This is a genomic window from Citrobacter braakii (assembly GCF_002075345.1).
Classification (GTDB): domain Bacteria; phylum Pseudomonadota; class Gammaproteobacteria; order Enterobacterales; family Enterobacteriaceae; genus Citrobacter; species Citrobacter braakii.
In genome coordinates this window covers 358,675-383,918 of sequence record NZ_NAEW01000001.1, presented here as the reverse complement: position 1 = coordinate 383,918, position 25,244 = coordinate 358,675, and the positions used below count along the sequence as shown (strand labels likewise).

Below are 25,244 nucleotides of genomic sequence, written 5' to 3'. Positions count from 1 at the left end.
TTGCGTTATTACAGCTTCGCGCCTTCTACTGCTTCACGAGCCAGCTTGGTAATGCGTGCGTAATCACCAGCTTCCAGGGCATCTGCCGGAACCAGCCAGGAACCACCGATGCACAGCACACTTTTCAGTGCCAGGTAATCACGGTAGTTCGCTGGAGAGATACCGCCGGTTGGGCAGAAACGGACCTGAGAGAACGGACCCGCAATTGCCTGCAGCGCTTTAGTACCGCCGTTTGCTTCCGCCGGGAAGAATTTGAACTCTTTCAAACCGTAGTCCATACCCAGCATCAGTTCAGAAACGGTGCTAATGCCTGGGATCAGCGGAATAGTGCCTTCAGTTGCAGCTTTCAGCAGCGGCTCGGTCAGGCCCGGGCTGATAGCAAACTGCGCACCCGCTTCAGTGACTTCAGCCAGCTGTTGTGGATTCAGTACGGTACCCGCACCCACGATAGCGTCGGGAACTTCTTTTGCGATCGCGCGAATGGCATCCATCGCACATGCGGTACGTAAGGTCACTTCCAGAACGCGCACGCCCCCTGCAACCAGCGCTTTTGCCATTGGCACCGCGTGTTCCAGTTTATTAACCACGATAACCGGTACAACCGGGCCAGTGGTCAGGATTGCTTCTGCACTTGTCTTCCAGTTTTTCATCAGAGTTTTCTCTCGCCTGATTACAAAATAAGTCTTAAAAAGTGATACAGGTTGCGCCCTGCTCCGCACCGGACAGCTTTTCACGCAACGCGCTGAACATTTCACGTCCCGTACCCACGCGCGATGCGCTGAGATCAGGAATGTGTGGCTGACGGGAGGCAAGTTCCTCTTCATCCACCAGCAGCGTCAATTCACCTGTCTGTCCATTCACACGAATGATGTCGCCATCGCGTACTTTTGCCAGCAGCCCGCCATCATAGGCTTCCGGGGTTACATGGATTGCTGAAGGCACTTTACCTGAAGCACCTGAAAGTCGTCCATCGGTAACTAACGCAATTTTGAAACAACGGTCCAATAATACACCAAGTGGCGGCATGAGTTTATGTAATTCTGGCATTCCGTTCGCTTTTGGTCCCTGATGGCGCACAACCACCACGCAATCCCGGTCAAGCAGACCGGCATCGAACGCGGGTAAGACATCATGCTGACTTTCAAAGACAACTGCCGGCGCTTCAATAATCTGGTTTTCTACCGGTACCGCCGACGTTTTCATCACCGCACGCCCGAGGTTACCGCTCAGCACTTTGGTGCCGCCGTGGTGGGAGAATGGTTGGTCAAAGGTGGCGATCACGTTGCTGTCCAGAGACTTCACCGCCCCTTCGCGCCAGTCCAGTTCACCCTCGTTAAGCCACGGTTCCATGGTGTAGCGGGATAAACCGAATCCGGCAACGGTGTTCACATCTTCATGTAGCAGACCCGCATTAAGCAGTTCACGCATTAACACCGGCACGCCACCCGCCGCCTGGAAGTGGTTAATATCTGCCGGACCATTCGGGTACAGACGCGCCATCAGCGGCACGATATCGGACAGATCGGAGAAATCATCCCAGTTAATCAGAATCCCGGCCGCACGCGCCATAGCCACCAGGTGCATCGTATGGTTGGTAGAGCCCCCGGTCGCCAGCAGCGCCACAATACCGTTCACTACCACTTTTTCATCGATCATTTTACCGATCGGCATCCATTCATTGCCATTGCCGGTCAGGCGTGTTACCTGACGGGCTGCAGCCGCGGTCAGCGCTTCACGCAGCGGCGCATCAGGATGTACAAATGAGGAGCCAGGCAGTTGCATACCCATAAACTCCACTACCATCTGGTTAGTGTTCGCCGTGCCGTAGAACGTACAGGTACCCGGAGCGTGATAAGACGCCGCCTCGGATTCAAGAAGCGCCATGCGATCGACTTTACCTTCAGCATACAGCTGACGGATACGCACTTTTTCTTTGTTCGCCAGACCGCTCGCCATCGGACCGGAAGGAATAAAGATTGACGGCAGATGACCAAATGACAGCGCAGCCATTACCAGGCCCGGGACAATTTTGTCGCACACGCCGAGGAACAACGCGCCGTCGAACATGTTGTGGGAAAGGCCCACTGCAGCAGACATCGCAATCACTTCACGACTGAGCAGAGAAAGCTCCATCCCATCTTGTCCCTGGGTCACACCGTCGCACATTGCAGGTACACCGCCAGCAACCTGGCCTACTGCATTGGCTTCATGCAGTGCTTTACGAATGATGGCCGGATAGTGTTCATACGGCTGATGCGCGGAAAGCATGTCGTTATAGGAGGTAATGATCGCGATATTGTTACGCAGCATGCTTTTCAGCGAGGCCTTATCGTCCGGCTGACACGCAGCAAAACCATGCGCCAGGTTACCGCATGCCAGTTGCGAGCGATGAACGGTAGTTGATTTCGCTTGTTCAATACGGGCGAGGTAGGCGGAACGTGTGTCACGAGAACGTTCGACGATACGTTGTGTTACGCGTAACAAATTCGGATTCATAGAGGCTCCTAAAATTTCTCTGTCAGAGCGTTGGATCAACAATGTGTTTCAGTTGGGTAAAAATAGCTGAATCGCTTGTTGGCCGTAGCTCAGGGGCAAAATCGTTTCAGGCAGTGTAATAAAAAAAGCCCCGCGGGTGAATCCACGCGGAGCTTAAAAGTGCAAAAATTATTCTACAATCTGTGTTAGATCATGTTACCGGTAAAATAACACCTATGGGCTAGATGATATTTTACTCGAATTCGTTCCAGGAACGACCATCTCGGGTAATCATCGCCACAGAAGCAACCGGGCCCCAGGTCCCTGCCTGATACGGCTTCGGCGCGTCGTTGTCCATCGCCCAGGCTTCGGTAATTGAGTCGACCCACTTCCATGCTTCCTCAACTTCATCACGACGCACAAACAGCGCCTGAATTCCACGCATTGTTTCGAGCAGCAGGCGCTCATAGGCGTCGGCAAGGTGCGTCTGGTTGAAGGTTTCGGAATAGCTCAGATCAAGCTTGGTAATTTGCAGATTATGCTTGTGATCCAGACCCGGCACTTTGTTCAGTACCTGGATATCGACACCTTCATCAGGCTGCAAACGGATGGTCAACTTGTTCTGCGGCAGATCCTGCCAGGATTCTCTGAACAGATTCAGCTCAGGCGTTTTGAAGTAAACCACCACTTCAGAGCACTTCGTCGGTAAACGTTTACCGGTACGCAGGTAGAACGGAACTCCCGCCCAGCGCCAGTTATCGATATCCACACGGATCGCCACAAACGTTTCCGTGTTGCTGCTCTTGTTCGCGCCTTCTTCTTCCAGATACCCCGGCACTTTTTTGCCCTGGGCAAAACCCGCGGTGTACTGACCGCGAACCGTTTTTTCACGTACGTTCGAACGATCGATACGACGCAGCGATTTCAGTACCTTCACTTTTTCATCACGAATGCTGTCGGCGCTCAGATCGGACGGCGGAGACATCGCAATCATGCACAGGATCTGCAGCAGGTGGTTCTGAATCATGTCGCGCATTTGACCTGCCTGGTCAAAATAGCCCCAACGGCCTTCAATACCCACTTCTTCCGCCACGGTAATTTCTACGTGATCGATAGTGCGGTTATCCCAGTTGTTCACAAACAGGGAGTTGGCAAAACGCAGTGCCAGCAGATTCAGGACCGTCTCTTTGCCAAGATAGTGGTCGATACGATAAACCTGACACTCTTCGAAATACTCGCCGACCTGATCGTTGATTTCACGGGATGTTGCCAGCGACGTACCCAGCGGTTTTTCCATCACAACACGGGCTGGTTTAGCATTCAGCTTTGCTTCACCCAGGCCTTTGCAGATCGCGCCAAAGGTGCTCGGCGGCATCGCGAAATAGTTAATGGTGGTACGTGATTTTTGATCCAGCATTTCGCCCAGACGGCTAAACGCGGCGGTGTCATTGACGTCCAGATTACAAAACTCCAGACGACCGCTGAGAGTCTCCCACAAACCTTCGTCGATTTTTTCTTTCATGAAGGTTTCGAGCGCTTCACGCACAACCTTGGTATAGGCTGCTTTGTCCCAGTCGGCACGCCCTACCCCAATGATACGGGTTTCCGGGTTAATCTGGCCGGCCTTTTCCAGTTGATACAGGGAAGGCAGCAATTTCCGCCGCGCCAGGTCGCCCTTCGCGCCGAAAATGACCAGGTCACATGCCTGGGCTGTTTGCGTTACCGCCATGTCATTCTCCTCAATTAAGTGCCTGGTGCTTTTGCCAGACACTGGTTGTAATTTTATTACAGTGCACTGTACTGCTTTTACGTGAATCCGGAAACCGTAAACGCTTATCCAGCCGTGCTGTTACCGCGAACAGTCGCTTTATGGGCGTTTGCCGTCGCAAATTGGACAAAAAAGTCATCTTTTTTCGTACCCCTGAAGACGTAAGAAAACCCGACTCCGATCATGTAATGAAAAAAAACAACAACTATTCTGTCCATTTTGCCCCGTTGCTGCATTAGCAGGGGTAATATCTATACACGAAATTATGCCCCGATTTCTCCGTATCATTGAAATCGTTTTTGCCCATGACCCATGAGTCTACCTACATCATGAATATGCTGGAAAAAATCCAGTTAAAACTGGAACAGTTGAGCAAGTCAGAGCGTAAAGTTGCCGACATTATTCTTGCCTCTCCCGAGCGGGCAATCCATTCAAGCATCGCCACACTTGCTGTGGAAGCCAATGTCAGCGAACCGACGGTGAACCGTTTCTGTCGCAGCATGGATACCCGCGGCTTCCCTGATTTTAAACTGCATCTGGCGCAAAGTCTGGCAAATGGCACCCCTTATGTTAATCGCAATGTGGATGAGGATGACAGCGTAGAATCTTACACGGGGAAAATCTTCGAGTCAGCGATGGCAAGCCTCGACCACGTCCGCCAGTCGCTGGATAACGCAGCGGTAAACCGGGCCGTAGATTTATTAACTCAGGCGAAAAAAATTGCCTTCTTTGGCCTCGGTTCTTCTGCCGCAGTGGCGCATGACGCAATGAATAAATTTTTCCGGTTTAACGTACCGGTAATCTATTCCGACGATATTGTTCTGCAACGCATGAGTTGCATGAATTGTAGCGACGATGACGTCATTGTGGTTATTTCTCATACCGGAAGAACCAAAAGTCTGGTGGAACTGGCGCAGTTGGCACGGGAAAATGACGCCATGGTTATCGCCCTCACCTCTCCCGGCACGCCACTGGCGCGTGAAGCAACGCTGGCAATTACTCTCGATGTACCGGAAGATACTGACATTTATATGCCCATGGTCTCTCGACTTGCTCAACTGACCGTGATAGATGTGCTGGCTACAGGATTTACTTTGCGCCGTGGGGCAAAATTTAGAGATAACTTGAAGCGTGTCAAGGAAGCGCTCAAGGAATCGCGTTTTGATAAAGAATTACTCATCAAGAGTGATGACCGCTAAAAGCAATAACAATGTTCTACCCTTTTATCATCCGGGTCGTTCATTTACCGTTAATATTTGAGAACGACCGGATTAATGTTCACGCAACACCAAGTTGTTTCAGTCAACGGAGTATTACATGTCCAGAAGGCTTCGCAGAACCAAAATCGTTACCACGTTAGGCCCGGCAACTGACCGCGATAATAACCTTGAAAAGATTATCGCCGCGGGTGCGAACGTCGTACGTATGAACTTTTCTCACGGCTCTCCAGAAGATCACAAACTGCGGGCGGATAAGGTCCGTGAAATTGCCGCAAAACTGGGACGTCATGTAGCTATTTTGGGTGACCTGCAGGGACCTAAAATCCGCGTATCAACCTTTAAAGAAGGTAAAGTATTTCTTAACGTTGGCGACAAGTTCCTGTTAGACGCCAACCTCGGCAAAGGCGAAGGCGACAAAGAAAAAGTCGGTATTGATTATAAAGGACTGCCTGCTGACGTCGTCCCAGGCGATATCCTGCTGCTCGACGACGGTCGCGTACAGCTTAAAGTGCTGGAAGTTCAGGGCATGAAAGTCTTCACCGAAGTTACCGTCGGTGGCCCGCTGTCCAACAATAAGGGCATTAACAAACTGGGCGGCGGTCTCTCTGCTGAAGCCCTGACCGAAAAAGACAAAGCCGACATCGTCACCGCTGCGCAAATCAGCGTTGACTATCTGGCCGTCTCCTTCCCGCGCTGCGGCGAAGATCTGAACTATGCCCGCCGTCTGGCGCGAGACGCTGGCTGCGATGCGAAAATTGTCGCCAAGGTAGAACGTGCAGAAGCCGTCTGCGACCAGAATGCGATGGATGACATCATCCTTGCCTCCGACGTGGTGATGGTGGCGCGTGGCGACCTGGGCGTTGAAATTGGCGATCCTGAGCTGGTAGGTATTCAGAAAGCGTTGATTCGCCGCGCACGTCAGCTGAACCGTGCGGTCATTACCGCCACGCAGATGATGGAATCGATGATCACCAACCCAATGCCGACCCGTGCGGAAGTGATGGACGTGGCTAACGCCGTCCTCGACGGTACCGATGCCGTTATGCTCTCTGCAGAAACTGCAGCAGGTCAGTACCCAGCTGAAACCGTCGCGGCTATGGCACGCGTCTGTTTGGGTGCTGAGAAGATCCCGAGCATCAATGTTTCTAAACACCGCCTTGACGTGCAGTTTGATAACGTTGAAGAAGCGATTGCCATGTCAGCGATGTATGCCGCTAACCACCTGAAAGGGGTCACCGCTATCATCACAATGACGGAATCCGGTCGTACCGCGCTGATGACTTCACGTATCAGTTCTGGTCTGCCGATTTTCGCGATGTCTCGTCATGAACGTACGCTGAATCTTACTTCCTTGTATCGCGGCGTCACCCCAGTTCACTTTGACAGCGAAACTGACGGCGTCGTTGCCGCCAATGAAGCAGTGAATCTGCTGCGCGATAAAGGCTATCTGGTTTCCGGCGACCTGGTCATTGTGACGCAAGGCGATGTCATGAGCACCATTGGCTCAACGAATACCACGCGTATTCTGACCGTCGAGTAACGCCCCGTTTGATGTAAAAAAGCCTCTCGTTTGAGAGGCTTTTTTTTTATTTCTTCGGATAAAGATCTTTACGCTTATAAGGCTCAATTTCACCAGGTTTACGCGTCTTAAGCAGTTTTAGAATCCAGGTGTATTGCTCGAGATGCGGCGCCACAAAGATTTCCACTTCTTCGTTCATTCGTCTGGCAATGGTGTGGTCATCCGCCGTCAGGATGTCATCCATCGGAGGACGAACCTGAATCGTTAAGCGATGCGTTTTCCCATTGTATACCGGGAACAGCGGCACCACACGGGCGTGACACACCTTCATCAGGCGGCCAATCGCCGGTAACGTGGCTTTATAGGTAGCAAAAAAATCCACAAACTCGCTGTGCTCAGGGCCATGGTCCTGATCCGGCAGGTAGTATCCCCAATATCCCTGACGTACAGACTGAATAAACGGTTTGATGCCATCATTACGCGCATGCAAACGACCACCGAAACGACGGCGTACCGTGTTCCAGACATAATCGAATACCGGATTTCCCTGATTGTGGAACATCGCAGCCATTTTCTGTCCCTGGGAAGCCATCAGCATCGCTGGGATATCTACGCCCCAACCATGAGGAACCAGAAAAATCACTTTTTCATCGTTGCGACGCATCTCTTCGATGATTTCCAGCCCCTGCCAGTCGACCCGATGCTGAATTTTTTCCGGGCCGCGTATGGCGAGTTCCGACATCATGACCATCGCCTGAGGTGCAGTCGCAAACATCTCATCGACAATAGCTTCACGCTCAGCTTCGCTGCGCTCAGGAAAGCAGAGGGATAAATTGATCAGTGCTCTGCGACGCGAGCTTTTTCCCAGCCGCCCAGCCATTCTTCCGAGCTTTGCCAGAATTGGATCGCGAAATGATGCCGGCGTTAACGAAATACCTGCTATCGCCGCCACGCCCAGCCACGCCCCCCAGTAGCGCGGATGGCGAAATGATTTGTGAAACTCGGGGATATATTCAATATTCTTTTTTTTCGTTTCCATGCTCTTCCAGTGTCTGGTACGGCGAAAAGTAGATCTGCTGATAGTGTAGCGGCGCGCGATGCGCCGTACAAAATAAAAAAGCCGGCACGCATAGCGTACCGGCTCTGTCAGCGTGTTAATTAATCGAAACGCAACTGAGGAACAACCTCTTTCACCTGAGCCAGGTAATCGGTGCGATCCGACCCGGTCAGGCCTTCTGTGCGCGGCAGTTTCGCCGTCAGAGGATTCACTGCCTGCTGGTTGATCCAGACTTCGTAGTGCAGATGCGGACCCGTTGAACGCCCGGTATTGCCAGACAGCGCGATACGATCGCCACGTTTCACTTTTTGTCCTGGTTTGACCAACAACTTACGCAGGTGCATATAACGCGTGGTATAGGTGCGACCATGACGAACCGCAACATAGTATCCGGCTGCGCCGCTGCGCTTCGCTACAACCACTTCGCCATCACCCACCGACAGCACCGGCGTCCCCTGCGGCATCGCAAAGTCGACACCTTTGTGCGGCGCAACGCGTCCGGTCACCGGGTTCAGACGACGCGGGTTAAAGTTGGAAGATATGCGGAACTGCTTAGCCGTCGGGAAACGCATAAAGCCTTTCGCCAGTCCGGTACCGTTGCGGTCATAGAACTTACCGTCTTCAGCACGGATTGCGTAATAATCTTTGCCTTCAGAACGCAAGCGTACGCCCAGCAGTTGGCTTTGCTCGCGTTTACCGTCCAGCATTTCGCGAGACATCAGTACCGAGAACTCATCGCCTTTTTTCAGTTTGCGGAAATCCATCTGCCACTGCATGGCCTTAATCACTGCGCTGATTTCAGAGCTGGTCAGTCCGGCATCTTTGGCACTGGCGACGAAGCTTCCGCCCACGGTGCCTTTGATTCGGCTGTTAACCCAATCGCCCTGCTGCATTTCGCTGCTCATTTTGAAACCCGTCGCGGTGCGATCGTAAGTACGGGTTTCACGACGGGAGACTTCCCAGGTCAGGCGCTGCAAATCACCTTCCGCGCCTAACGTCCAGGAAAGTTGCTGACCAATTTTCAGGTTACGCAGTTGTTTGTCGGAAGCCGCGAGTTGGCTGATGTCACCCATATCGATGCCGTACTGATTCAGAATACTGCTCAGCGTATCGCCCGTGGAGACAACATACTCATGCACGCCGGCTTCACCAGACGTTTTGTCATCCAGTTCGTCCTGTGGGATAGCTTCGTCTTCCTGAGCGGCCTGATCGATAGGTTCGCTGGCCTCAGGCAATAGTGAACGAATCTCGCTTTTTTCCAGCTCGATAGTTTTGACGATAGGTGCAGAATCAGGATGGTAAACATAGGGCCGCCAGACAGCGACGGCCAATGTCAGTACGGTAAGCGACCCCAGCATAACGCGATGGGGCCGCGGCAGATTATTAAATGCCAGAGCGACAGAGCGGGCTATCTGTTGCACGTAATCACTTCCTCATTAATCTCCTTTCAGGCAGCTCGCATACTGGTTGGCTAATTGGTTCAAAAACGCTGAATAGCTTGTTTTACCCAGTTTGATATTCGTTCCGAGCGGATCCAACGTTCCCATTCGAACGGATGTCCCTCTCGCGACGGCTTCAACGACCGCTGGCCTGAACTGTGGCTCAGCAAAAACGCAGGTTGCTTTTTGCTCAACCAACTGTGTTCTTATTTCATGTAAACGCTGCGCACCAGGTTGAATCTCAGGGTTCACGGTAAAGTGACCAAGCGGTGTTAGTCCGTAGTGTTTTTCGTAGTAGCCATAGGCGTCATGAAAAACGAAGTAACCTTTTCCCTTGAGCGGCGCGAGCTCGTTACCTACCTGCTTATCGGTTGCGGCTAATTGTGCCTCAAAATCCTTCAGGTTGGCGTCAAGTTTGGCTCGACTTTGCGGCATAAGTTCCACTAATTTTTCATGGATTGCAACCGCTGAGGCCCGTGCTATCTCTGGGGAAAGCCAAAGATGCATGTTGTAATCGCCGTGATGGTGATGCTCGTCACTTTTTTCACTGCCGGCATCATTATGTCCATGATCGTCATCATCGTCGTCAGCACCTTTCATGAGTAACGGCTTCACGTCATTGAGCTGCGCAATCGTTACCTGTTTTGCGTTAGGAATATTCTTGACTGATTTTTCCATAAACGCTTCCATCTCAGGTCCAATCCAAACGACTAAGTCCGCGCCCTGTAAGCGTTTTACGTCTGAAGGACGCAATGAGTAATCGTGTTCGGAAGCCCCGTCAGGCAGCAGAACCTGGGTGTCAGTAACCCCGTCAGCAATGGCTGAAGCGATAAACCCCAGTGGCTTAAGAGAAGCCACGACAGCGGCATTTGCCGACTGTGTTGCACTACCCCAAAGAGCAGCGGATAATGCTGCGAAAAGAAGCGTATTTTTATGTAACATAATGCGACCAATCATCGTAATGAATGTGAGAATTGTGATATTATAACATTCTATAACTTCTGCAAGACTAAAATTGATATGACGACTTTGGTTTCACTGGAAAATGTCTCGGTCTCTTATGGTCAACGCCGCGTCCTCTCTGACGTATCGCTTGAACTTCGACCCGGTAAAATATTGACGCTTCTCGGCCCAAATGGTGCCGGGAAATCTACGCTGGTGCGCGTTGTATTAGGGCTGGTAGAGGCTGATGAGGGAGTTATCAAGCGTAATGGTCGATTGCGGATTGGCTATGTGCCGCAAAAACTGTACCTCGATACGACGCTTCCGCTGACGGTAAGTCGGTTTATGCGCCTACGTCCCGGCACCAAAAAAGAAGATATCCTTCCGGCACTGAAGCGTGTTCAGGCCGGACATCTGATGAATGCGCCGATGCAAAAACTCTCTGGCGGGGAGACACAACGCGTCCTGTTGGCCCGTGCTTTATTGAATAAACCTCAGCTACTGGTACTTGATGAGCCAACCCAGGGCGTGGATGTCAATGGGCAAGTCGCACTGTACGATCTTATCGACCAGCTGCGACGTGAACTGGATTGCGCCGTACTGATGGTTTCTCATGACCTGCATCTGGTGATGGCAAAAACCGATGAGGTACTGTGCCTGAACCATCATATTTGTTGTTCTGGTGCGCCGGAAGTGGTTTCCATGCACCCGGAATTCATCTCAATGTTCGGACAACGCGGTGCCGAACAACTCGGAATTTACCGTCATAATCATAATCACCGCCACGATTTACAGGGTCGTATCGTCTTACGCCGGGGAAATGGTCACTCATGATTGAATTGTTATTACCCGGTTGGTTAGCCGGGATCATGCTGGCCTGTGCCGCTGGCCCGCTCGGCTCGTTTGTGGTCTGGCGTAGAATGTCTTATTTCGGTGATACGCTGGCCCACGCTTCGCTACTGGGAGTCGCCTTTGGCCTGCTGCTGGATGTAAACCCTTTCTATGCGGTCATCGTCGTCACCTTGTTGCTGGCAGGCGGTCTGGTATGGCTGGAAAAACGCCCCCACCTCGCGATTGATACCTTACTGGGCATTATGGCCCACAGTGCGCTGTCATTAGGGCTGGTTGTCGTCAGCCTGATGTCCAACATCCGTGTGGATCTGATGGCCTACCTGTTTGGTGATTTGCTCGCCGTGACGCCAGAAGATCTTATCTCCATCGCCATTGGGGTGGTTATCGTTCTGGCGATTTTGTTCTGGCAGTGGCGCAACCTGCTGTCGATGACCATCAGTCCGGATCTGGCATTTGTGGATGGCGTGAAACTGCAACGCGTTAAGCTTCTGCTGATGCTGGTCACAGCATTAACTATTGGCGTGGCGATGAAATTTGTCGGGGCGTTAATTATCACCTCGCTGCTTATTATCCCTGCGGCAACCGCCCGTCGCTTTGCCCGTACGCCAGAACAGATGGCAGGGGTTGCCGTTGGTGTGGGAATAATAGCGGTTACAGGCGGGCTGACCTTCTCGGCCTTCTATGACACCCCGGCAGGTCCTTCCGTGGTGCTGTGTGCTGCGCTGCTGTTTATCTTCAGCATGATGAAAAAACAGGCGAGCTAATGCGTATTTTAGCCGGATGGAGGCTATCGCCTTATCCGGCTTTTTATTTCATGAACGACCCATCCTGAATAACATTGCCACATACCACTCGATCCAGTCGTTAGCGTGTTTCATCGTCCAGTTCCATTTAACCTTGATCAGTTCCTGGACGAACCACTGTGTGGTGACAGTCTTCCGGGCATTCGGTTCTCCATGTATCTAAGCATGCCAGGCCATTTCAATATCGCTACATCGTGGCATCATTACTCGCACTAACGAACATTAACCTGTGAGACGCAATCATACTCTTGTTTACACCGTGGTTGCAGCAACTCTCATTTCTGCTCACTATCAATTGGCCAGCCTAGTCATCTTTAATGATGTCCGTTATTACTCCAAATATCATGGAAGGAATACTGTTTTATTTAATTCAGCAACCTATGGTTATCATATATTATAAAAAACAGACAGTTGCAAAGCAAATAATACCGCCATGTATTATTTATCATTAAATAATACATTGTGCTAACCTGTTGTTTGGTATATCCGTTGAAATCCTCAAAAATTCGATAAGTGCAACCCATTGTTTTTCATTTTAAATATCACATGATGCTTCCCGCCTCATGTTGATACTGATAGAATGCCTCCATATGACAGACATAATAAATATGTATTCAACATTTTAGTAGTTATTGGATAGGTATAAAACACGGGTTGTATGAAAATGAATTCATCTATTACCATAGTTACAGCGTTTTTCGATATAGGACGAGGAGACTGGACGAGTAATAAAGGTTTCTCTCCTCATTTAGAGAGAACATCTGATACCTATATTCAGTATTTTAAAAACCTGTCTGAATTAGATAATGATATGGTCATTTTTACATCCAGTGAACTTAAACCCAAAGTTGAAAAAATTAGACACGGGAAAAACACTGTTGTAGTGGCTTTAGATATTAATAAAAAATTTCGACATATTAAAAAAATAATTTCGCAGATTCAAAAAGATGTCGAATTCATAAGCAAGCTTGAAACTCGCCAGTTGATTAATCCCGAATACTGGTCCCCAGACTATGCACTGGTTTGCAATCTGAAAACATATTTTGTCAACAGAGCTATAGAGTTAAATCTTGTAAATAATGATATGGTTGCATGGGTTGACTTTGGTTACTGCCGTAGTGCAGAAGTAACCAGAGGGTTATCTCGATGGGATTATCCTTTCGACCGAAACAAAGTTAATTTCTTTACAGTTAAAAAAGGCCTGACAGTCAAAACTATCCATCAGGTTTTTGACCACATGATTAACAATCGCTCCTATATTATTGGTGGGGCAATCGTAGCAACACAAAAAAAATGGAAGGAATTTTACAAACTAGTTTGTCAGTGTCAAATAAAAACCCTCAAAAATAACATAGTTGATGACGATCAGGGTATTTTTATAATGTGCTACCATTACAACCCCCAATTAATAAAACTAAATTACTTGGGTAAGAACCGCTGGTTTAATCTGTTTAAACTATTCGGAAGGAAAGATTTAATTACTTTATCAAGAAGATTAAAAGTCTCTCTAATAGGAAAATAATCTTTAGCTGATGTATGAACAATGCTGATTCTAATCAGTCTCGGCATCGTTTTACATAAGTCTGTAATATAGTCAATGGAGATTCAGGCCAGATGATGTTTTGAGCATCCTCGGGGTTGATTCGGTAAAAATACGATTGGTATCGTTCATTTTAAACGGATCATATTTACCTATCGCGGCATACGTTGCCGCGAAGTCCTTCGGGGCTGGACAGTGAACAGCAACAACATCAAAAAAGCTGGAAATCTTCGCGCGCTCAGAACAAGCGAAATACAGTTCGGTAAGTTCGACTATGCGGAACGTTTCCCGGAACCCAAAACGCTTAAGAAGTTCATCACAGCCAAAAAAATCACCACGTTTAAAGAGCTGAGTGATTTTTTTACAGACACCAAATCCTTAGAGGTATCTGGTGCAACGCTGCTACCGCTTACTTCGGTCGTAAATACGTTACAGCGTGTAATCGCAGAAAATGCCCGTCTGGTAGATATTGAGCATGCCGACATTTTGCATTACCGAAAGGAGTGACTGACCGGGACAATTATTAACCCGGCAATGCCGAATCTGGCCAGACAGGGCCGCGCGCCCTCAACAGTCAATAAACAGAAGGCAGTTTTATCAGAAATGCTTAAGCTCGCAAACCGAAGCCAGTTTATATTGCATGCTCCTTATGAAGGCGTGTCGCGACTCAAGTTATCTAAAACTGATCCCGACCCACTTTTAATTCATGAGTACCAGGCACTGATAACCGCCCTTCCCCGTAGCCAGGCATTAATCATCATTGTTGCCGTACATACGGGGATGAGGCCAGGCGAGATATGCGCCCTCGCATGGGAAGATATTGTTTAATTTCATAGCGCTGCTTTCAATCTTCATAATCAGCGTTAGACTATAAAATTGATTTTGTAAATTTAGCAATTACAGTCAATTACCATAAAATCAATCAGTTAATGAAAAATCGCCTTGGACAATTTCGGGCAATGTGAGTCATTTCATCGCCCCAAATCATGCCCCGAACTGATTTTTGCCCCCAAATTTGCCCCCAAAAATTAACAATCGATGGTGGTCTAAGCTGCCGCTAATTTATGCACGTTCTGAAACTACAACCATCAGCAGAATGTTTAAACCACTCTGGCAGCATGGCCGTGTAATTTGCTTAGCTGATGGCTGGTAAGAATGGAAAAAGGAAGACGACAAGAAACAGTCTTGCTTTATTCATCGGGCCGATGGTGCCGTACCGGCTGATAAATTTATACGGCACGCGGTGACGCGTGCCGTTGGAAATGTGAAAAATCAGGGGCCCCAATTAATTCAACCAATGTGACGCAGCATTACATTGCCAAATTCATAGCTACCATTTGATATAATTGAAATTATCATGCTTTCTACTTTCAAAAACAGCCAGTGGCTACCTTTACAACTCATTGATTATCTAAACTTTGATTTTAGTTTGGGGAAGAGTTTTCGCCAAGAATCCAAGTTTTTCGCCGGCACATTCAACGCACTACCACTATTGGCAAACCTCGATGATAAAGCTTTTACTGCCGCTGAAGTCCGCTATGAGCGAAGAGCGGCCATCGGATAGTACTAGCTCTGCATGTAATGCCACGTCTTATGGGCTTCATGTTCTCTCACTTTTTTCTTATGATGGTGCAGTAAGAAATGCGTGAATATTTTCCGATTGTCAGATCTGGTCCTCTACGAAAATTTCCCACAACTCTTCTACAGCGCGGGACATCTTTGCTGCCGGGCGGAAAAGCCTGATGTCTATGGGTACCCAGAGCGCGCTCTCTTTCTTCGCCGCAACGGCAATGGAACCGGCATCAACATCCGGCGCTGCCAGCGTTTCCGGCAACCATGCGATGCCGTCACCGGCCCTGACCATGGCCAGTAATGTTGCAGCCAGATCGGCAGTGAATGCGATTTCCATTCCGCGTCTGGCACGGTTGACCTGCGAGGTGTTGGAAAGGATCCGGCCAAGGCCGGATTCAGCCGAATAGGACAGAAAAGGAAACTTTTTGCCGCCCGATGCATACCACATTGGCTCGCGGGTTGCCGGATCGCATCTGGAATAAGGCAATAATGTTTCCCGCCCGAGCCGAACACTGAAGTATTTCGACTGATCAAGATTGATGCGCATATGAGGGTGGTAGTAACAAAGCAAAAACTGCGCGTCACCTTTGTCGATCATGCGTTCACAGGCACTCAGTGTGTCAGATAACAGGCGAAAAGAACCGAAGCGGGCGATTTTTTCGTTATTACGCATCAGTGCTGGGAAAAAAGAAAATGACAGAGAGTGCGTGGCGGAAAAAATAACATCCGGTCTGGTTTCTCCTGCGGCCTCTATAGATTCACTTCTCAAGGTATAAAGTGCGCGAATAAGTTCAGGGATCTGCGTAACGAATACTTCCCCGGCGCGCGTCAGGCTGACGCCCCGACGATTTCTTTCAAAAAGCGGCGTTCCAAGCCACTCTTCCAGCGAGACAATCCTCCGGCTGAATGCTGGCTGCGTCACATATCGTGAAGCTGCCGCACGGGAGAAATTCAAGGACTGTGCCAGCGCAACACAGTCCTCAAGCCAAGTTAACTCCAAGTGATGCCGATTTTGCATTACAGCCTGCCTCTTTGGCATTAGAACGAAATTTGTTAACTGCTTAGGATGGTATCAGACAGGACAACAAGGTCCCTGAACACTACGTTAGTGCATTATGCCGATAAATATACGGCATGACATAAAATATAGCGTAGGTAATTTAGTTAGATCGTATTTGACTGGAAACTGCCGGAGAGAACATGCGTATCCTTGACGTTGTAGAAATTACCAAGCCTATTTCTTCCCCTATCCGTAATGCTTACATCGATTTCAGCAAGATGACGGCCAGCCTGGTTGCCGTTGTGACAGACGTTGAGGTAGACGGACGTCGCGTAGTGGGATACGGCTTCAACTCTAACGGCCGTTACGGTCAGGGCGGCCTGATCCGTGAACGCTTCCGCAACCGTATCCTCGAAGCCGAACCAGAAAGCCTGCTGAATGCCAAAGGCGACAATCTAGATCCGCATAAGATCTGGGACGTCATGATGAGCAACGAAAAACCGGGCGGTCACGGCGAACGTTCAGTTGCGGTAGGTACGTTGGACATGGCCATCTGGGATGCAACCGCAAAAATTGCTAACAAGCCGCTGTTCCGCCTGCTGGCAGAAATGAAGGGCGTTGAGGCTAACCCGCGTGTTTTTGTCTACGCGGCGGGCGGTTACTATTACCCGGGTAAAGATCTGAGCGCGCTGCGTCAGGAGATGCGCGGTTATCTTAATCGCGGCTATAACGTTGTGAAGATGAAAATCGGTGGAGCGTCTCTGGAAGAGGACCGTCGCCGTATTGAGGCCGTCCTGGAGGAAATTGGCAGCGAAGCGCGTCTCGCCGTTGACGCCAATGGCCGCTTCGATCTGGAAACCGGTATTGCCTATGCGAAAATGCTGCGTGACTACCCGCTGTTCTGGTACGAAGAGGTCGGTGACCCACTGGATTACTCCCTGCAGGCCGCGCTGTCAGAGTTCTATCCGGGCTCAATGGCCACGGGTGAAAACCTTTTCTCCCATCAGGATGCGCGAAATCTGCTGCGCTATGGCGGCATGCGCCCGGATCGAGACTATCTGCAGTTTGACTGCGCACTCTCTTATGGTCTGGTTGAATATCTGCGCACGCTTGATGTGCTTGAGCAATTTGGCTGGTCACCGTCACGCTGCGTCCCTCATGGGGGTCACCAGATGTCCCTGAACATTGCCGCAGGCCTTGGCCTTGGTGGCAATGAAAGCTATCCCGATCTGTTCCAGCCTTACGGCGGTTTCCCTGACTCGGTGAAGGTGGAAGATGGCCATATCATCATGCCGGAACTGCCGGGTATCGGTTTTGAGGGTAAATCAGACCTTATCAAAGAAATGCGCGCGCTGGCTGTATAAGTCTCTGCTGACATCTCGTCTTGCTTAATTTAATGACGCCCTTCCGCGATGCGGAAGGGCGTAGCGGGAAAAATGTATGAAGCTTTTAAGTTATCTGACGCCTGATGGATATAAAAGTTACGGTATTTTACAGGGTGAGGGAGTTATTGACCTGAGAAGCCGGACAGATATTGATACTCCCGATTTGAAAAGTTTTATCAGAGAAAAAGGGATCGCAGCAGCTGACGGATATATCAGCTATGAGCCGGATTATCAGCTTTCTGATATTACCTTCCTTCCTGTTATTGATAATCCGGGCAAAATACTTTGCGTCGGCATGAATTATCAGGCCAAACGCACTGAGTTTAGTATTACTTCGGATGCGCCTACCATATTCATCCGGTTCTCAGATTCTCAGACCGCTCATCTGGGCAACATCGTGAAGCCTGCGCTGAGCGATCAGCTCGATTATGAGGGTGAGCTTGTAATCATAATCGGAAAATCCGGCATAAACATCGCTGAGCAGGACGCTGCAGAATACATAGCGGGCTATTCCTGCTATATGGATGGCTCCGTGCGTGACTGGCAGCATACCTGGTTCACTGCCGGCAAAAATTGGAGCAAAACAGGTGGGTTCGGTCCCTGGCTGGTTACGTGTGATGAGGTCCCCGATCCGCAAAAGCTTCAGTTAAAAACCTGGCTTAATGGTGAAATTGTTCAGCAGGACAGTACAGCTAATATGGTTCATCCAATAAGCAAAATTATCAGTTATATGAGTACCTTTACACAGCTATCCCCGGGTGATGTTATTTTGACGGGCTCACCAGGCGGTGTTGGTCGTTCACGTAACCCGCAGGTATTTCTTAATGACGGCGATATTATTGAAGTCGAAATTGAGTCAGTTGGTCGCCTGACTAATTACGTCGTTGCAGCTTCAAAATAATAAAAATATTTTATCTGACTGATATTTAAAAGGACCTGAAATCAGCATTTCCTCCCCTACATCTGCTCTAAATGAGGAAGTTATCATGAGTGATAATGCTCTTAAAGGTAATGCGCTTATCGGGAAAAAACGCTGGACAATAATACTCCCTGCAGTGTTTATCATGTATACCATTTCTTTCTTCGACCGGGTGAATATAGGCATGGCGCTGCCCCATATTACGGCCGAGATGGGGCTCAGCCCGGTAGAAGCTGGCTGGCTTGGCGGTGCATTTGCATGGGGCTACGTGGCGACGCAGTTTACCGCTGGCTGGCTGGCGCTTCGCTTTGGATCGCGAAGAATAATTGGCGTCAGCCTGTTTCTTTTTGGTGCCTGCGCCATGCTCACGGGTCTGACGCGTAACTTTGGTGAACTGGTTGCCATCCGTTTCTTCTTGGGACTTGCTGAAGGGCCGATTCAGGCAGCAACGGCGATGTTTCTGGCACAATGGTTTATGAAGCCAGAAAGGGGACGCGCATTTGGTATCTGGAACCTCAGCCTGGGGGCCGGTGCGTTTCTGGCCGGTCCAATATCGGGCTGGATCCTGGCACATCATGACTGGCGCATGATGATGGTCATTGAGGGGGCACCCGCGTGGCTGTTCTGCATCATCTGGTTTTATCTGGTACCTAAAAGTATTCAGGCTGCAAGCTGGCTCAGCGCCGAGGACCGGGATCATATCCAGAAAGACCTTGCGGCTGAGCAGTCAAACTATGTGAAGGAGAAATCTGACCCCTGGTGGACCATTATCAAAATACCGGCACTCTGGCTGATGTTAATCGGCTATTCCCTGCACAGCATGCTGGCATACGGCTTTACGCTCTGGCTGCCGACGGCACTTAAGGGGTATGGAACGCTCAGTGAATTCATAGTCGGTCTAATCAGCGGAATGCCTTTCCTGATGACCATGGTGGGCATCTGGTATATCACCCGGCGGTCAGATAAATACAACCAGGAACGGCGGCTGCATGCCGCTATTCCCACCGTGTTGTGCGGTATCGCGTTGTCAGCCGCGGCCTTTGTTCCGCTGTCTTACTACTGGGTGCAGATAGCCCTGTTCATGTTTGTCGGCCTGACAATGAAGATGCTTGTGCCGTTGGTTTACGTCCGGTTGACGGAAATCCTCCCGACAAGGAAAGCGGTCCCTGCGGTGGCATTTGTAGGTGCATGCAGCAACTTTATTGGTCAGTTTGGCGGACCGCTTGTTGCCGGCTACCTGAAGCACCTGGGGGGCGGTACTGACATGACGCTCGCATGGAGCGTACTGGGTCTGTTCTCAATCGTGGGGGGAGTACTGTTTGCCCTGGCCGTGGGACGTGAGGAAAGCGTCTGGGACATCAGGCAGGCATTCCGGGTTACTTCCCGCAGGACGATTTCCGCGCGGGAATAGAATGCAGAACCTGCCCCTGCGTATGGGGCAGGCAGACATTTTTATAATCACTGACGTTTATTAATCAGGAGTGCGATGTGAGGTTATATATCAGAGAATCTCTGGCGGCATATACAGGCGCCGGGCTCGTACTCAGGCGGGAAGAGCAGATCAGAATCAATTACGCATAATGAATGAACTTTATGCAAGATTGAATCCATTCCGGTAATAGAGTGTGCCTGATACCCTGGGTATAACTGATGTTATGCAACGTCCGCTTCTGGCACATAGCAGCCCTTAAGCGGTAACTCGCCATCATGGGGTGTCGGGGGTCGGAGGTTCAAATTCTCTCGTGCCGACCAAAAATCCTTTAATAACCAGCCTGTTACGGCTGATTTTTTTATGTCTTTTTTCTGAAAGGGGAAGCTTCGGGGAATCACTGGGAAAAAGTCCGTCAAATGTTGTCTCTTAATCGCTCTCGAACACAATGATTAAGGCCCCCTTCACTTTCGGAATTCATCAATTCACAAAGAAATCATTCCGATTTATTTTACAAGCTCCGTTTAAATCTTTAACGGTGCGCACCACTTTTTCTTACTGCCCAATACTTTTAGTCTGACATATGGCTGGAGGTTTCTATGTGTGGACGCTTTTCACAGTCAATGACACGAGAGGACTATCTTGCCCTGCTCGCTGAAGAAGGTGAACGCGACATTCCATACAATTTTGAGCCAACTAGCTGATTGAATGCGGCAAGATATCAAAATCCTTCTGCAGCTAAATTTATATAGCTCGCGGTTACGCGTGTTATATAGAATGTGAAAACAATGAAAATAAAGTAATAACTATTAAGGCAAATTGGCATCCTCGACTAATTTTGTCAATTTATCTATAGATAACGGCTTTGAGTAATACCATCCCTGTACACCGCACTCAGGGAACATTTCAGTTAAATAATTAACCTGAGTTGATGTTTCCACACCTTCGAATACGACCTTATGAGTTATATCTTTAAAAATCTCTACCAATCCTGATAATAAATTATTACTTATAGAGTATTCATCGATAGAGTCTGTAATTGATTTATCAATTTTAATTTCATCTATTTGTAAACTTGACAGCCAGTTTAAATTTGAATAGCCCGTCCCGAAATCATCAATGGCTATTGAAATACCTTTATCATTAAATAAAGAAATTACCTTTTGGAGTGAATTTAGATCCACACTCTGTCTTTCTGTTAATTCCATCATTATCATTCCGGGCTTTATATTTAATTCATCGATCATCTGAAACACTTTTCTTTGAAAAGATTCAGACAAAAGGTCTTGTGAACTAACATTAATGCTTATAAAGACATTAAATTTTTCAGAAAGGGACCTAGCTTCTTTTACTACCATTCGAAATACAAGATTACTTACATCTTGAATTAAATTATGTCTCTCTGCAATAGGGATAAAAATATCAGGAGGAATGCTACCAATATCATGGTCATCCCATCTAATTAGTGCCTCTACACCAATAACCATACCGGTTTTTATTTTATAAATAGGTTGATATACAAGATATAATGATTCATTTCTTATGGCATTTTTTAATCTTGATACTAATGATTGTTTGCGTGCAACCTTTTGATTATAAACAACACCTAAAAGAACACCTGTTACAATAGATGTAAATGCAATCAACAATATCATTAACCAATTATCGAAACTCACCCACGGAAATTTAACTCCTCCCATGACACAGATGTCATGTTTTCCATTACAACTTTGCGTAGTAATAAGTCCTAACTGATAGGATTTATCATGTTTAGCCTCCTCAAGCAGATCGACCAGTTCACCAAACCTAAACAAATGAAGAGAATGATCTCTATTGCCGACAATTGCTGAAAATCCTTTCTCTTCATGGTCTGTAGCAAATCTGTTAAAAGCAAATGGTGAAATCGTTATAGCTAATTTTTGGTTGCTTAGTAAATCAGCTTTAACATTATTTTCCAACAACACGCCAAAAAACCACGTCAAGTTATCCTTTTCAACTTTTCTATCGTATATGTTGAGTAATAATGGTGCTGGCAACTTTCCCCACAACGCAGTACAAGTAATTGCCCCATTAGAAATAAATGATATATCCTTTATAAGTGCATAAGGCCATAGAGCGATTCTTACAGCATGAAGCTGTAGTTCACTACAGGGACTATAAGCATCAAACATCTCATAACCATCATTTATTTCATCAATCTGTTGAATGAGACTAACACTTCTATTCAATACTCGTTCTGTATATGAATCGATACGCTCCTTATATATATAATAAGTAGAAATCTCAGTTAACGACAAAAACAGCAAAAATGAAAATGTGATTGATATCACATAGGGCTTAAGTGTAGTCAATTTGTAGTTCTTTATCACACAAACCTCTTAATATATCCTAACCCTTTGTGACAACATACATTCCACTATCAATATACAATGTTGAACATACAATTAAAATAGATTATCGGCAACAATAGTTGTTTCTTTATACTTTCCATTAGAAACTGACATCATACTATAGTACAAAACTATATAAGTGACATTTATGTCTCCATTTCAATCAAGTACATGTCTCCCTACATGTACAAACATCGTGAACATGATAGCATTCAAGGGGGCTGAGTATGATGAGGGAGCGTTCTTCCCCCGATGCTGGTGTTCGGGTAAAACCGCTCATGACACTGCCGGCGATCAACACTGACGCCAGCAAGTATGGGAAGGAACAGATAAGCAGCATTGTTCAGGAAATGGTAGTGTCCCAGCATTTCCAGGATTGCCGGGGTAGTGAACTGACTCATCCATCGCCCTCCGGCCAGCCAACCCTGTACTGCGCTATCTCATCCAGACTCTTCAGCATCACCACCTTTTCTTTCATTTGCCGCTGCCGTTCGTGGATTTTAAAACCCTGTATCACCACCGCCTGCACCATTGCCGCTTCCAGTTGCTTCAGGAACGCCGCATTCACCGGAATATCGTGATTATCCGCATCGGTCCAGAAGAACCCTTCCGGCAGCCCCCCTGAACCCGCAACTGCCACAACTGGAGCAAGCCGTTCTTGTGAGGCTTTTCCGCCATCCCAGCGATGACCATCCAGTTCAAAAATAATATTTGCGTTTTCCTGTGCATCCCGCCAGTTGCTGATTTCAGCCAGCTTCTGGTTGCGTGAATTATCCACCATTTTGTCAGTCACAACAAAAGGGGTGACAGGACCATACTTTCCGGATTCAAGTTCACTGTAAATTCGCCTGCCATGCTCCTCATTATCGTTCTGACAAGCAGTGAACGGCAGAAACTCATCAAACTCTGCAAATTTAACCTTACAGTTAATCGCTGTATGTTCTTTATTCGCCCACTCAGGAGCCTGAATGTCCTCAATGTTCATACAATTTCCTTTTATGAAATTCGCTGAAAAAGACCTACATAATTCGAAGCAGTACCGCTTGGCCACTGGTTTGAGATAATGCCGCAAGCTCGCCACGTCCCCGGAAGAGGGTAAGGCCCATATTGAACACCCGACCTGTAGGCATCAATAGTGAATGTACTATAACGATCCGGTGGAAAAATAATGCCGGAAGCCTTGAGACTCCCCCCTGCAACGGTTGCGCCTGGGGCAAGAGGTACTCCAACACTCATATATGCCAGCGCAAACGTACCTACAGCATGAAGTGCACCCGCTGGTGCGCCTGCCGGTCCCTGCGGGCCTTGTGGTCCCGTAGCTCCTGTTGCTCCCTTTGCGCCTGCAGGTCCTTGTGGTCCAGTTAATCCGGTATCCCCTTTATCTCCCTTATCTCCTTTTGGTCCGGCTGCGCCTGTCGGACCTGCCGACCCCTGTGGGCCTGTTGCCCCCTTTGCACCTGCAGGCCCTTGTGGTCCAGTTAATCCGGTATCCCCTTTATCTCCCTTATCTCCTTTTGGTCCGGCTGCGCCTGTCGGACCTGCCGGCCCCTGTGGGCCTGCTGCCCCTACGGGTCCTTGTGGACCTGTCGCCCCCGTTAACCCAATATCACCCTTATCCCCTTTTGGCCCGGTTGCACCTGTCGGACCTGCCGGCCCCTGCGGGCCGCTGAGGTCTTCATTTTCCTGTATCTCTTTGATGGTATCAGCGGCGGCTTTTGAGGCTGCACTTCTGGCCTGTTCAGCAAGAAGCTGTGCTTCATCCCTTGCCTGTCCACTTTCTTTCTCACTGGCAGCAGCAACCTGTGCGCTGTTCCGGGCATTCAGGGCATTTTCCTGAGCTTCATCGCGTAGTGTCAGGGCCTCATCTCTGGCCTGTTCTGCGCGAGTGACACTCTCAGCGGCTGCATTTTTCTGTTTCTCAGCCTTTTCGGCTGACTGCAGGGCTGATGCATCACTGGAAGATGCCGATTCTGCACTGGCTGATGCCGCAGCCTCTGATTTAGCAGCCTTTTCGCTGTACTCCCTGGCATGCTGTTCACTTAGCACTGCAACTGCCGCGCTGTTATCACCCTGTTCTGCCGCCTGCATGGCCGTGAGGGCGCTTTCACGCGCTGAGGTTTCAGATGCGGCGGCATGGCGCTGTGTGTGATTAAAGGGTCAGGCTTCACGGGCTGGATTTATCAACAAAGCACGTAGCGGATGATTCCCGTGAGCCTGAAATGAAAAAGGCCGCCAGTTGGCAGCCTAAAAATGATGTTTGATAATTTTTCCATCGAGCAAGGTTAGACTAGCCAATTACAGTAGCTTGCTCTCCAATTCAATTCCTGATCTACTACTTGGTTCTAGCAACCAATGAAAAAGGATAGATCGTGAATAATGGGAAAAATGAACGATTCAGAGTGTACTTATCCAGTTTTGATGCGGATATTGCAGCACTAACAGAAGCCTGTAAAAGTATCAGCAACAGTCTTAACTCTGTTTTGGAGAGCACAAAAAGAGAGGGGTTTATAAACCCGATTCAAGTTTTCATAGATTCTTTAACACTGAATCAGCCCGAAACACATTCTAATATCTGGGTAGCCGTTAATTCATCATGGCAGATTGCAGAAGAAGCCAGGCTAAAACTTGAGAAATTTGGTTATAAGACTGGTGAAATTATTTAAATATCCTCCGGCATAGCCGGAGGTTTTTCTGATACGCCTATAAGGCTCTGTTTCCAGTTGCGTCCTAACAGGCGCATACGATCTTACATATACATCACACTTCGTTACTTATGACCCGTGAACGGGCTACCCGGATAAATGCGCCAAACACCACACCGTAATCGGTTCCGGTTAACAGTTCATAGACACTGGCCCCCGTCAGGACACCACCAGCCAGCCCAGTACCGGAAATCGGATCGGGCATTTAGCCCCCTCTAAATTGCTGTGAGTC

Annotated in this window: 21 protein-coding genes and 4 pseudogenes; 14 read left to right on the top strand and 11 right to left on the bottom strand. The window is 48.6% G+C overall.

The genetic code is table 11. From position 1 onward, the window contains the following. Positions 1-8 precede the first annotated feature (8 nt). The 3 genes from kdgA to zwf all read right to left on the bottom strand — a co-directional run bounded on the left by kdgA (position 9) and on the right by zwf (position 4,204). The gene (kdgA, locus tag BZK42_RS02050) at positions 9-650 is read right to left on the bottom strand and encodes a bifunctional 4-hydroxy-2-oxoglutarate aldolase/2-dehydro-3-deoxy-phosphogluconate aldolase (RefSeq protein ID WP_016152768.1); all 642 of its coding nucleotides are present in this window, start codon (positions 648-650) and stop codon (positions 9-11) included. 34 nt (positions 651-684) lie between these two features. Next, complete coding sequence (edd, locus tag BZK42_RS02045; RefSeq protein ID WP_047358576.1) at positions 685-2,496, bottom strand: phosphogluconate dehydratase; 1,812 nt, start codon at positions 2,494-2,496, stop codon at positions 685-687. A 232-nt stretch (positions 2,497-2,728) separates the two neighbouring features. Next, the gene (zwf, locus tag BZK42_RS02040) at positions 2,729-4,204 is read right to left on the bottom strand and encodes a glucose-6-phosphate dehydrogenase (protein WP_003034896.1); all 1,476 of its coding nucleotides are present in this window, start codon (positions 4,202-4,204) and stop codon (positions 2,729-2,731) included. Between the two features lie 368 nt (positions 4,205-4,572). On the opposite strand from zwf, the gene BZK42_RS02030 reads away from it, so the two are divergent. Then, positions 4,573-5,442: a MurR/RpiR family transcriptional regulator gene (locus tag BZK42_RS02030; protein ID WP_080858668.1), complete on the top strand. Its 870-nt coding sequence runs from the start codon at positions 4,573-4,575 to the stop codon at positions 5,440-5,442. Between the two features lie 118 nt (positions 5,443-5,560). Beyond that, positions 5,561-7,003: a pyruvate kinase gene (pyk, locus tag BZK42_RS02025; protein ID WP_046276423.1), complete on the top strand. Its 1,443-nt coding sequence runs from the start codon at positions 5,561-5,563 to the stop codon at positions 7,001-7,003. A gap of 46 nt (positions 7,004-7,049) precedes the next feature. Here pyk and lpxM read toward each other — a convergent pair whose 3' ends face one another. The 3 genes from lpxM to znuA all read right to left on the bottom strand — a co-directional run bounded on the left by lpxM (position 7,050) and on the right by znuA (position 10,420). Next, the gene (gene lpxM / locus BZK42_RS02020) at positions 7,050-8,021 is read right to left on the bottom strand and encodes a lauroyl-Kdo(2)-lipid IV(A) myristoyltransferase (protein WP_080858667.1); all 972 of its coding nucleotides are present in this window, start codon (positions 8,019-8,021) and stop codon (positions 7,050-7,052) included. 119 nt (positions 8,022-8,140) lie between these two features. After that, positions 8,141-9,460, bottom strand: coding sequence for a murein DD-endopeptidase MepM (mepM, locus tag BZK42_RS02010; protein WP_016152763.1), 1,320 nt, complete (start codon positions 9,458-9,460; stop codon positions 8,141-8,143). Between the two features lie 15 nt (positions 9,461-9,475). Further along, entirely contained in the window at positions 9,476-10,420 is a 945-nt protein-coding gene (znuA, locus tag BZK42_RS02005; protein ID WP_019076521.1) for a zinc ABC transporter substrate-binding protein ZnuA, read from the bottom strand. Between the two features lie 78 nt (positions 10,421-10,498). On the opposite strand from znuA, the gene znuC reads away from it, so the two are divergent. The 6 genes and pseudogenes from znuC (at position 10,499) to BZK42_RS29025 (ending at position 15,179) form a co-directional block, all read left to right on the top strand. Continuing rightward, positions 10,499-11,254, top strand: a complete 756-nt coding sequence (gene znuC / locus BZK42_RS02000) for a zinc ABC transporter ATP-binding protein ZnuC (protein WP_016152761.1) — start codon at positions 10,499-10,501, stop codon at positions 11,252-11,254. Then, positions 11,251-12,036, top strand: a complete 786-nt coding sequence (znuB, locus tag BZK42_RS01995; RefSeq protein ID WP_080858666.1) for a zinc ABC transporter permease subunit ZnuB — start codon at positions 11,251-11,253, stop codon at positions 12,034-12,036. Before znuC ends, znuB begins: the two co-directional genes overlap by 4 nt. A 703-nt stretch (positions 12,037-12,739) precedes the next feature. Continuing rightward, positions 12,740-13,597, top strand: a complete 858-nt coding sequence (gene yibB / locus BZK42_RS01985; protein ID WP_046276027.1) for a protein YibB — start codon at positions 12,740-12,742, stop codon at positions 13,595-13,597. 135 nt (positions 13,598-13,732) lie between these two features. Then, positions 13,733-14,122 (top strand): Arm DNA-binding domain-containing protein, encoded by a 390-nt coding sequence (locus tag BZK42_RS29210; RefSeq protein ID WP_318043728.1) that lies wholly within the window; start codon positions 13,733-13,735, stop codon positions 14,120-14,122. 532 nt (positions 14,123-14,654) lie between these two features. Then, positions 14,655-14,918: pseudogene (locus BZK42_RS28895) on the top strand (SOS response-associated peptidase family protein); the annotation flags it as partial. Between the two features lie 54 nt (positions 14,919-14,972). Beyond that, the gene (locus BZK42_RS29025) at positions 14,973-15,179 is read left to right on the top strand and encodes a hypothetical protein (protein WP_080858665.1); all 207 of its coding nucleotides are present in this window, start codon (positions 14,973-14,975) and stop codon (positions 15,177-15,179) included. A gap of 99 nt (positions 15,180-15,278) precedes the next feature. On the opposite strand, the gene BZK42_RS01970 is transcribed toward BZK42_RS29025, so the two are convergent. After that, on the bottom strand, positions 15,279-16,205 hold the full coding sequence (locus BZK42_RS01970; protein ID WP_047054289.1) for a LysR family transcriptional regulator: 927 nt from the start codon (positions 16,203-16,205) through the stop codon (positions 15,279-15,281). 182 nt (positions 16,206-16,387) lie between these two features. Between BZK42_RS01970 and BZK42_RS01965 the strand changes: the two genes are divergently transcribed. The 4 genes and pseudogenes from BZK42_RS01965 to BZK42_RS28890 form a co-directional block, all read left to right on the top strand. Further along, entirely contained in the window at positions 16,388-17,551 is a 1,164-nt protein-coding gene (locus tag BZK42_RS01965) for a mandelate racemase/muconate lactonizing enzyme family protein (RefSeq protein ID WP_080858664.1), read from the top strand. A 76-nt stretch (positions 17,552-17,627) separates the two neighbouring features. Beyond that, complete coding sequence (locus tag BZK42_RS01960; protein WP_047054293.1) at positions 17,628-18,473, top strand: fumarylacetoacetate hydrolase family protein; 846 nt, start codon at positions 17,628-17,630, stop codon at positions 18,471-18,473. Between the two features lie 85 nt (positions 18,474-18,558). Then, positions 18,559-19,902: an MFS transporter gene (locus BZK42_RS01955; RefSeq protein WP_047054294.1), complete on the top strand. Its 1,344-nt coding sequence runs from the start codon at positions 18,559-18,561 to the stop codon at positions 19,900-19,902. A 617-nt stretch (positions 19,903-20,519) separates the two neighbouring features. Continuing rightward, positions 20,520-20,615 (top strand): annotated as a pseudogene (locus BZK42_RS28890) (SOS response-associated peptidase); the annotation flags it as partial. Between the two features lie 114 nt (positions 20,616-20,729). On the opposite strand, the gene BZK42_RS01950 reads toward BZK42_RS28890, so the two are convergent. Then, entirely contained in the window at positions 20,730-22,271 is a 1,542-nt protein-coding gene (locus BZK42_RS01950; protein WP_249025124.1) for an EAL domain-containing protein, read from the bottom strand. A gap of 278 nt (positions 22,272-22,549) precedes the next feature. On the opposite strand from BZK42_RS01950, the pseudogene BZK42_RS01945 reads away from it, so the two are divergent. After that, positions 22,550-22,681: pseudogene (locus BZK42_RS01945) on the top strand (DinI family protein); the annotation flags it as partial. A gap of 26 nt (positions 22,682-22,707) precedes the next feature. On the opposite strand, the gene BZK42_RS01940 reads toward BZK42_RS01945, so the two are convergent. Beyond that, positions 22,708-23,295, bottom strand: a complete 588-nt coding sequence (locus BZK42_RS01940; protein WP_065554943.1) for a DUF4376 domain-containing protein — start codon at positions 23,293-23,295, stop codon at positions 22,708-22,710. An 11-nt stretch (positions 23,296-23,306) separates the two neighbouring features. Further along, positions 23,307-24,398, bottom strand: coding sequence for a hypothetical protein (locus BZK42_RS29480; RefSeq protein WP_080858662.1), 1,092 nt, complete (start codon positions 24,396-24,398; stop codon positions 23,307-23,309). A gap of 281 nt (positions 24,399-24,679) precedes the next feature. Between BZK42_RS29480 and BZK42_RS01930 the strand changes: the two genes are divergently transcribed. Further along, positions 24,680-24,973: a hypothetical protein gene (locus BZK42_RS01930; RefSeq protein WP_048233519.1), complete on the top strand. Its 294-nt coding sequence runs from the start codon at positions 24,680-24,682 to the stop codon at positions 24,971-24,973. Between the two features lie 136 nt (positions 24,974-25,109). On the opposite strand, the pseudogene BZK42_RS01925 reads toward BZK42_RS01930, so the two are convergent. Then, positions 25,110-25,217 (bottom strand): annotated as a pseudogene (locus BZK42_RS01925) (putative holin); the annotation flags it as partial. Between the last annotated feature and the right edge of the window lie 27 nt (positions 25,218-25,244).

Coding starts and splice junctions, on each gene's coding strand:
- BZK42_RS02030 (WP_080858668.1), top strand. CDS start 4,573: ATGAATATGCTGGAAAAAATCCAGTTAAAACTGGAACAGTTGAGCAAG.
- BZK42_RS01965 (WP_080858664.1), top strand. CDS start 16,388: ATGCGTATCCTTGACGTTGTAGAAATTACCAAGCCTATTTCTTCCCCT.
- lpxM (WP_080858667.1), bottom strand. CDS start 8,021: ATGGAAACGAAAAAAAAGAATATTGAATATATCCCCGAGTTTCACAAA.
- BZK42_RS01940 (WP_065554943.1), bottom strand. CDS start 23,295: ATGAACATTGAGGACATTCAGGCTCCTGAGTGGGCGAATAAAGAACAT.
- zwf (WP_003034896.1), bottom strand. CDS start 4,204: ATGGCGGTAACGCAAACAGCCCAGGCATGTGACCTGGTCATTTTCGGC.
- znuB (WP_080858666.1), top strand. CDS start 11,251: ATGATTGAATTGTTATTACCCGGTTGGTTAGCCGGGATCATGCTGGCC.
- BZK42_RS01955 (WP_047054294.1), top strand. CDS start 18,559: ATGAGTGATAATGCTCTTAAAGGTAATGCGCTTATCGGGAAAAAACGC.
- BZK42_RS29025 (WP_080858665.1), top strand. CDS start 14,973: ATGCTTTCTACTTTCAAAAACAGCCAGTGGCTACCTTTACAACTCATT.
- kdgA (WP_016152768.1), bottom strand. CDS start 650: ATGAAAAACTGGAAGACAAGTGCAGAAGCAATCCTGACCACTGGCCCG.
- edd (WP_047358576.1), bottom strand. CDS start 2,496: ATGAATCCGAATTTGTTACGCGTAACACAACGTATCGTCGAACGTTCT.
- pyk (WP_046276423.1), top strand. CDS start 5,561: ATGTCCAGAAGGCTTCGCAGAACCAAAATCGTTACCACGTTAGGCCCG.
- BZK42_RS01960 (WP_047054293.1), top strand. CDS start 17,628: ATGAAGCTTTTAAGTTATCTGACGCCTGATGGATATAAAAGTTACGGT.
- yibB (WP_046276027.1), top strand. CDS start 12,740: ATGAATTCATCTATTACCATAGTTACAGCGTTTTTCGATATAGGACGA.
- znuA (WP_019076521.1), bottom strand. CDS start 10,420: ATGTTACATAAAAATACGCTTCTTTTCGCAGCATTATCCGCTGCTCTT.
- BZK42_RS01970 (WP_047054289.1), bottom strand. CDS start 16,205: ATGCAAAATCGGCATCACTTGGAGTTAACTTGGCTTGAGGACTGTGTT.
- znuC (WP_016152761.1), top strand. CDS start 10,499: ATGACGACTTTGGTTTCACTGGAAAATGTCTCGGTCTCTTATGGTCAA.
- BZK42_RS29480 (WP_080858662.1), bottom strand. CDS start 24,398: ATGCAGGCGGCAGAACAGGGTGATAACAGCGCGGCAGTTGCAGTGCTA.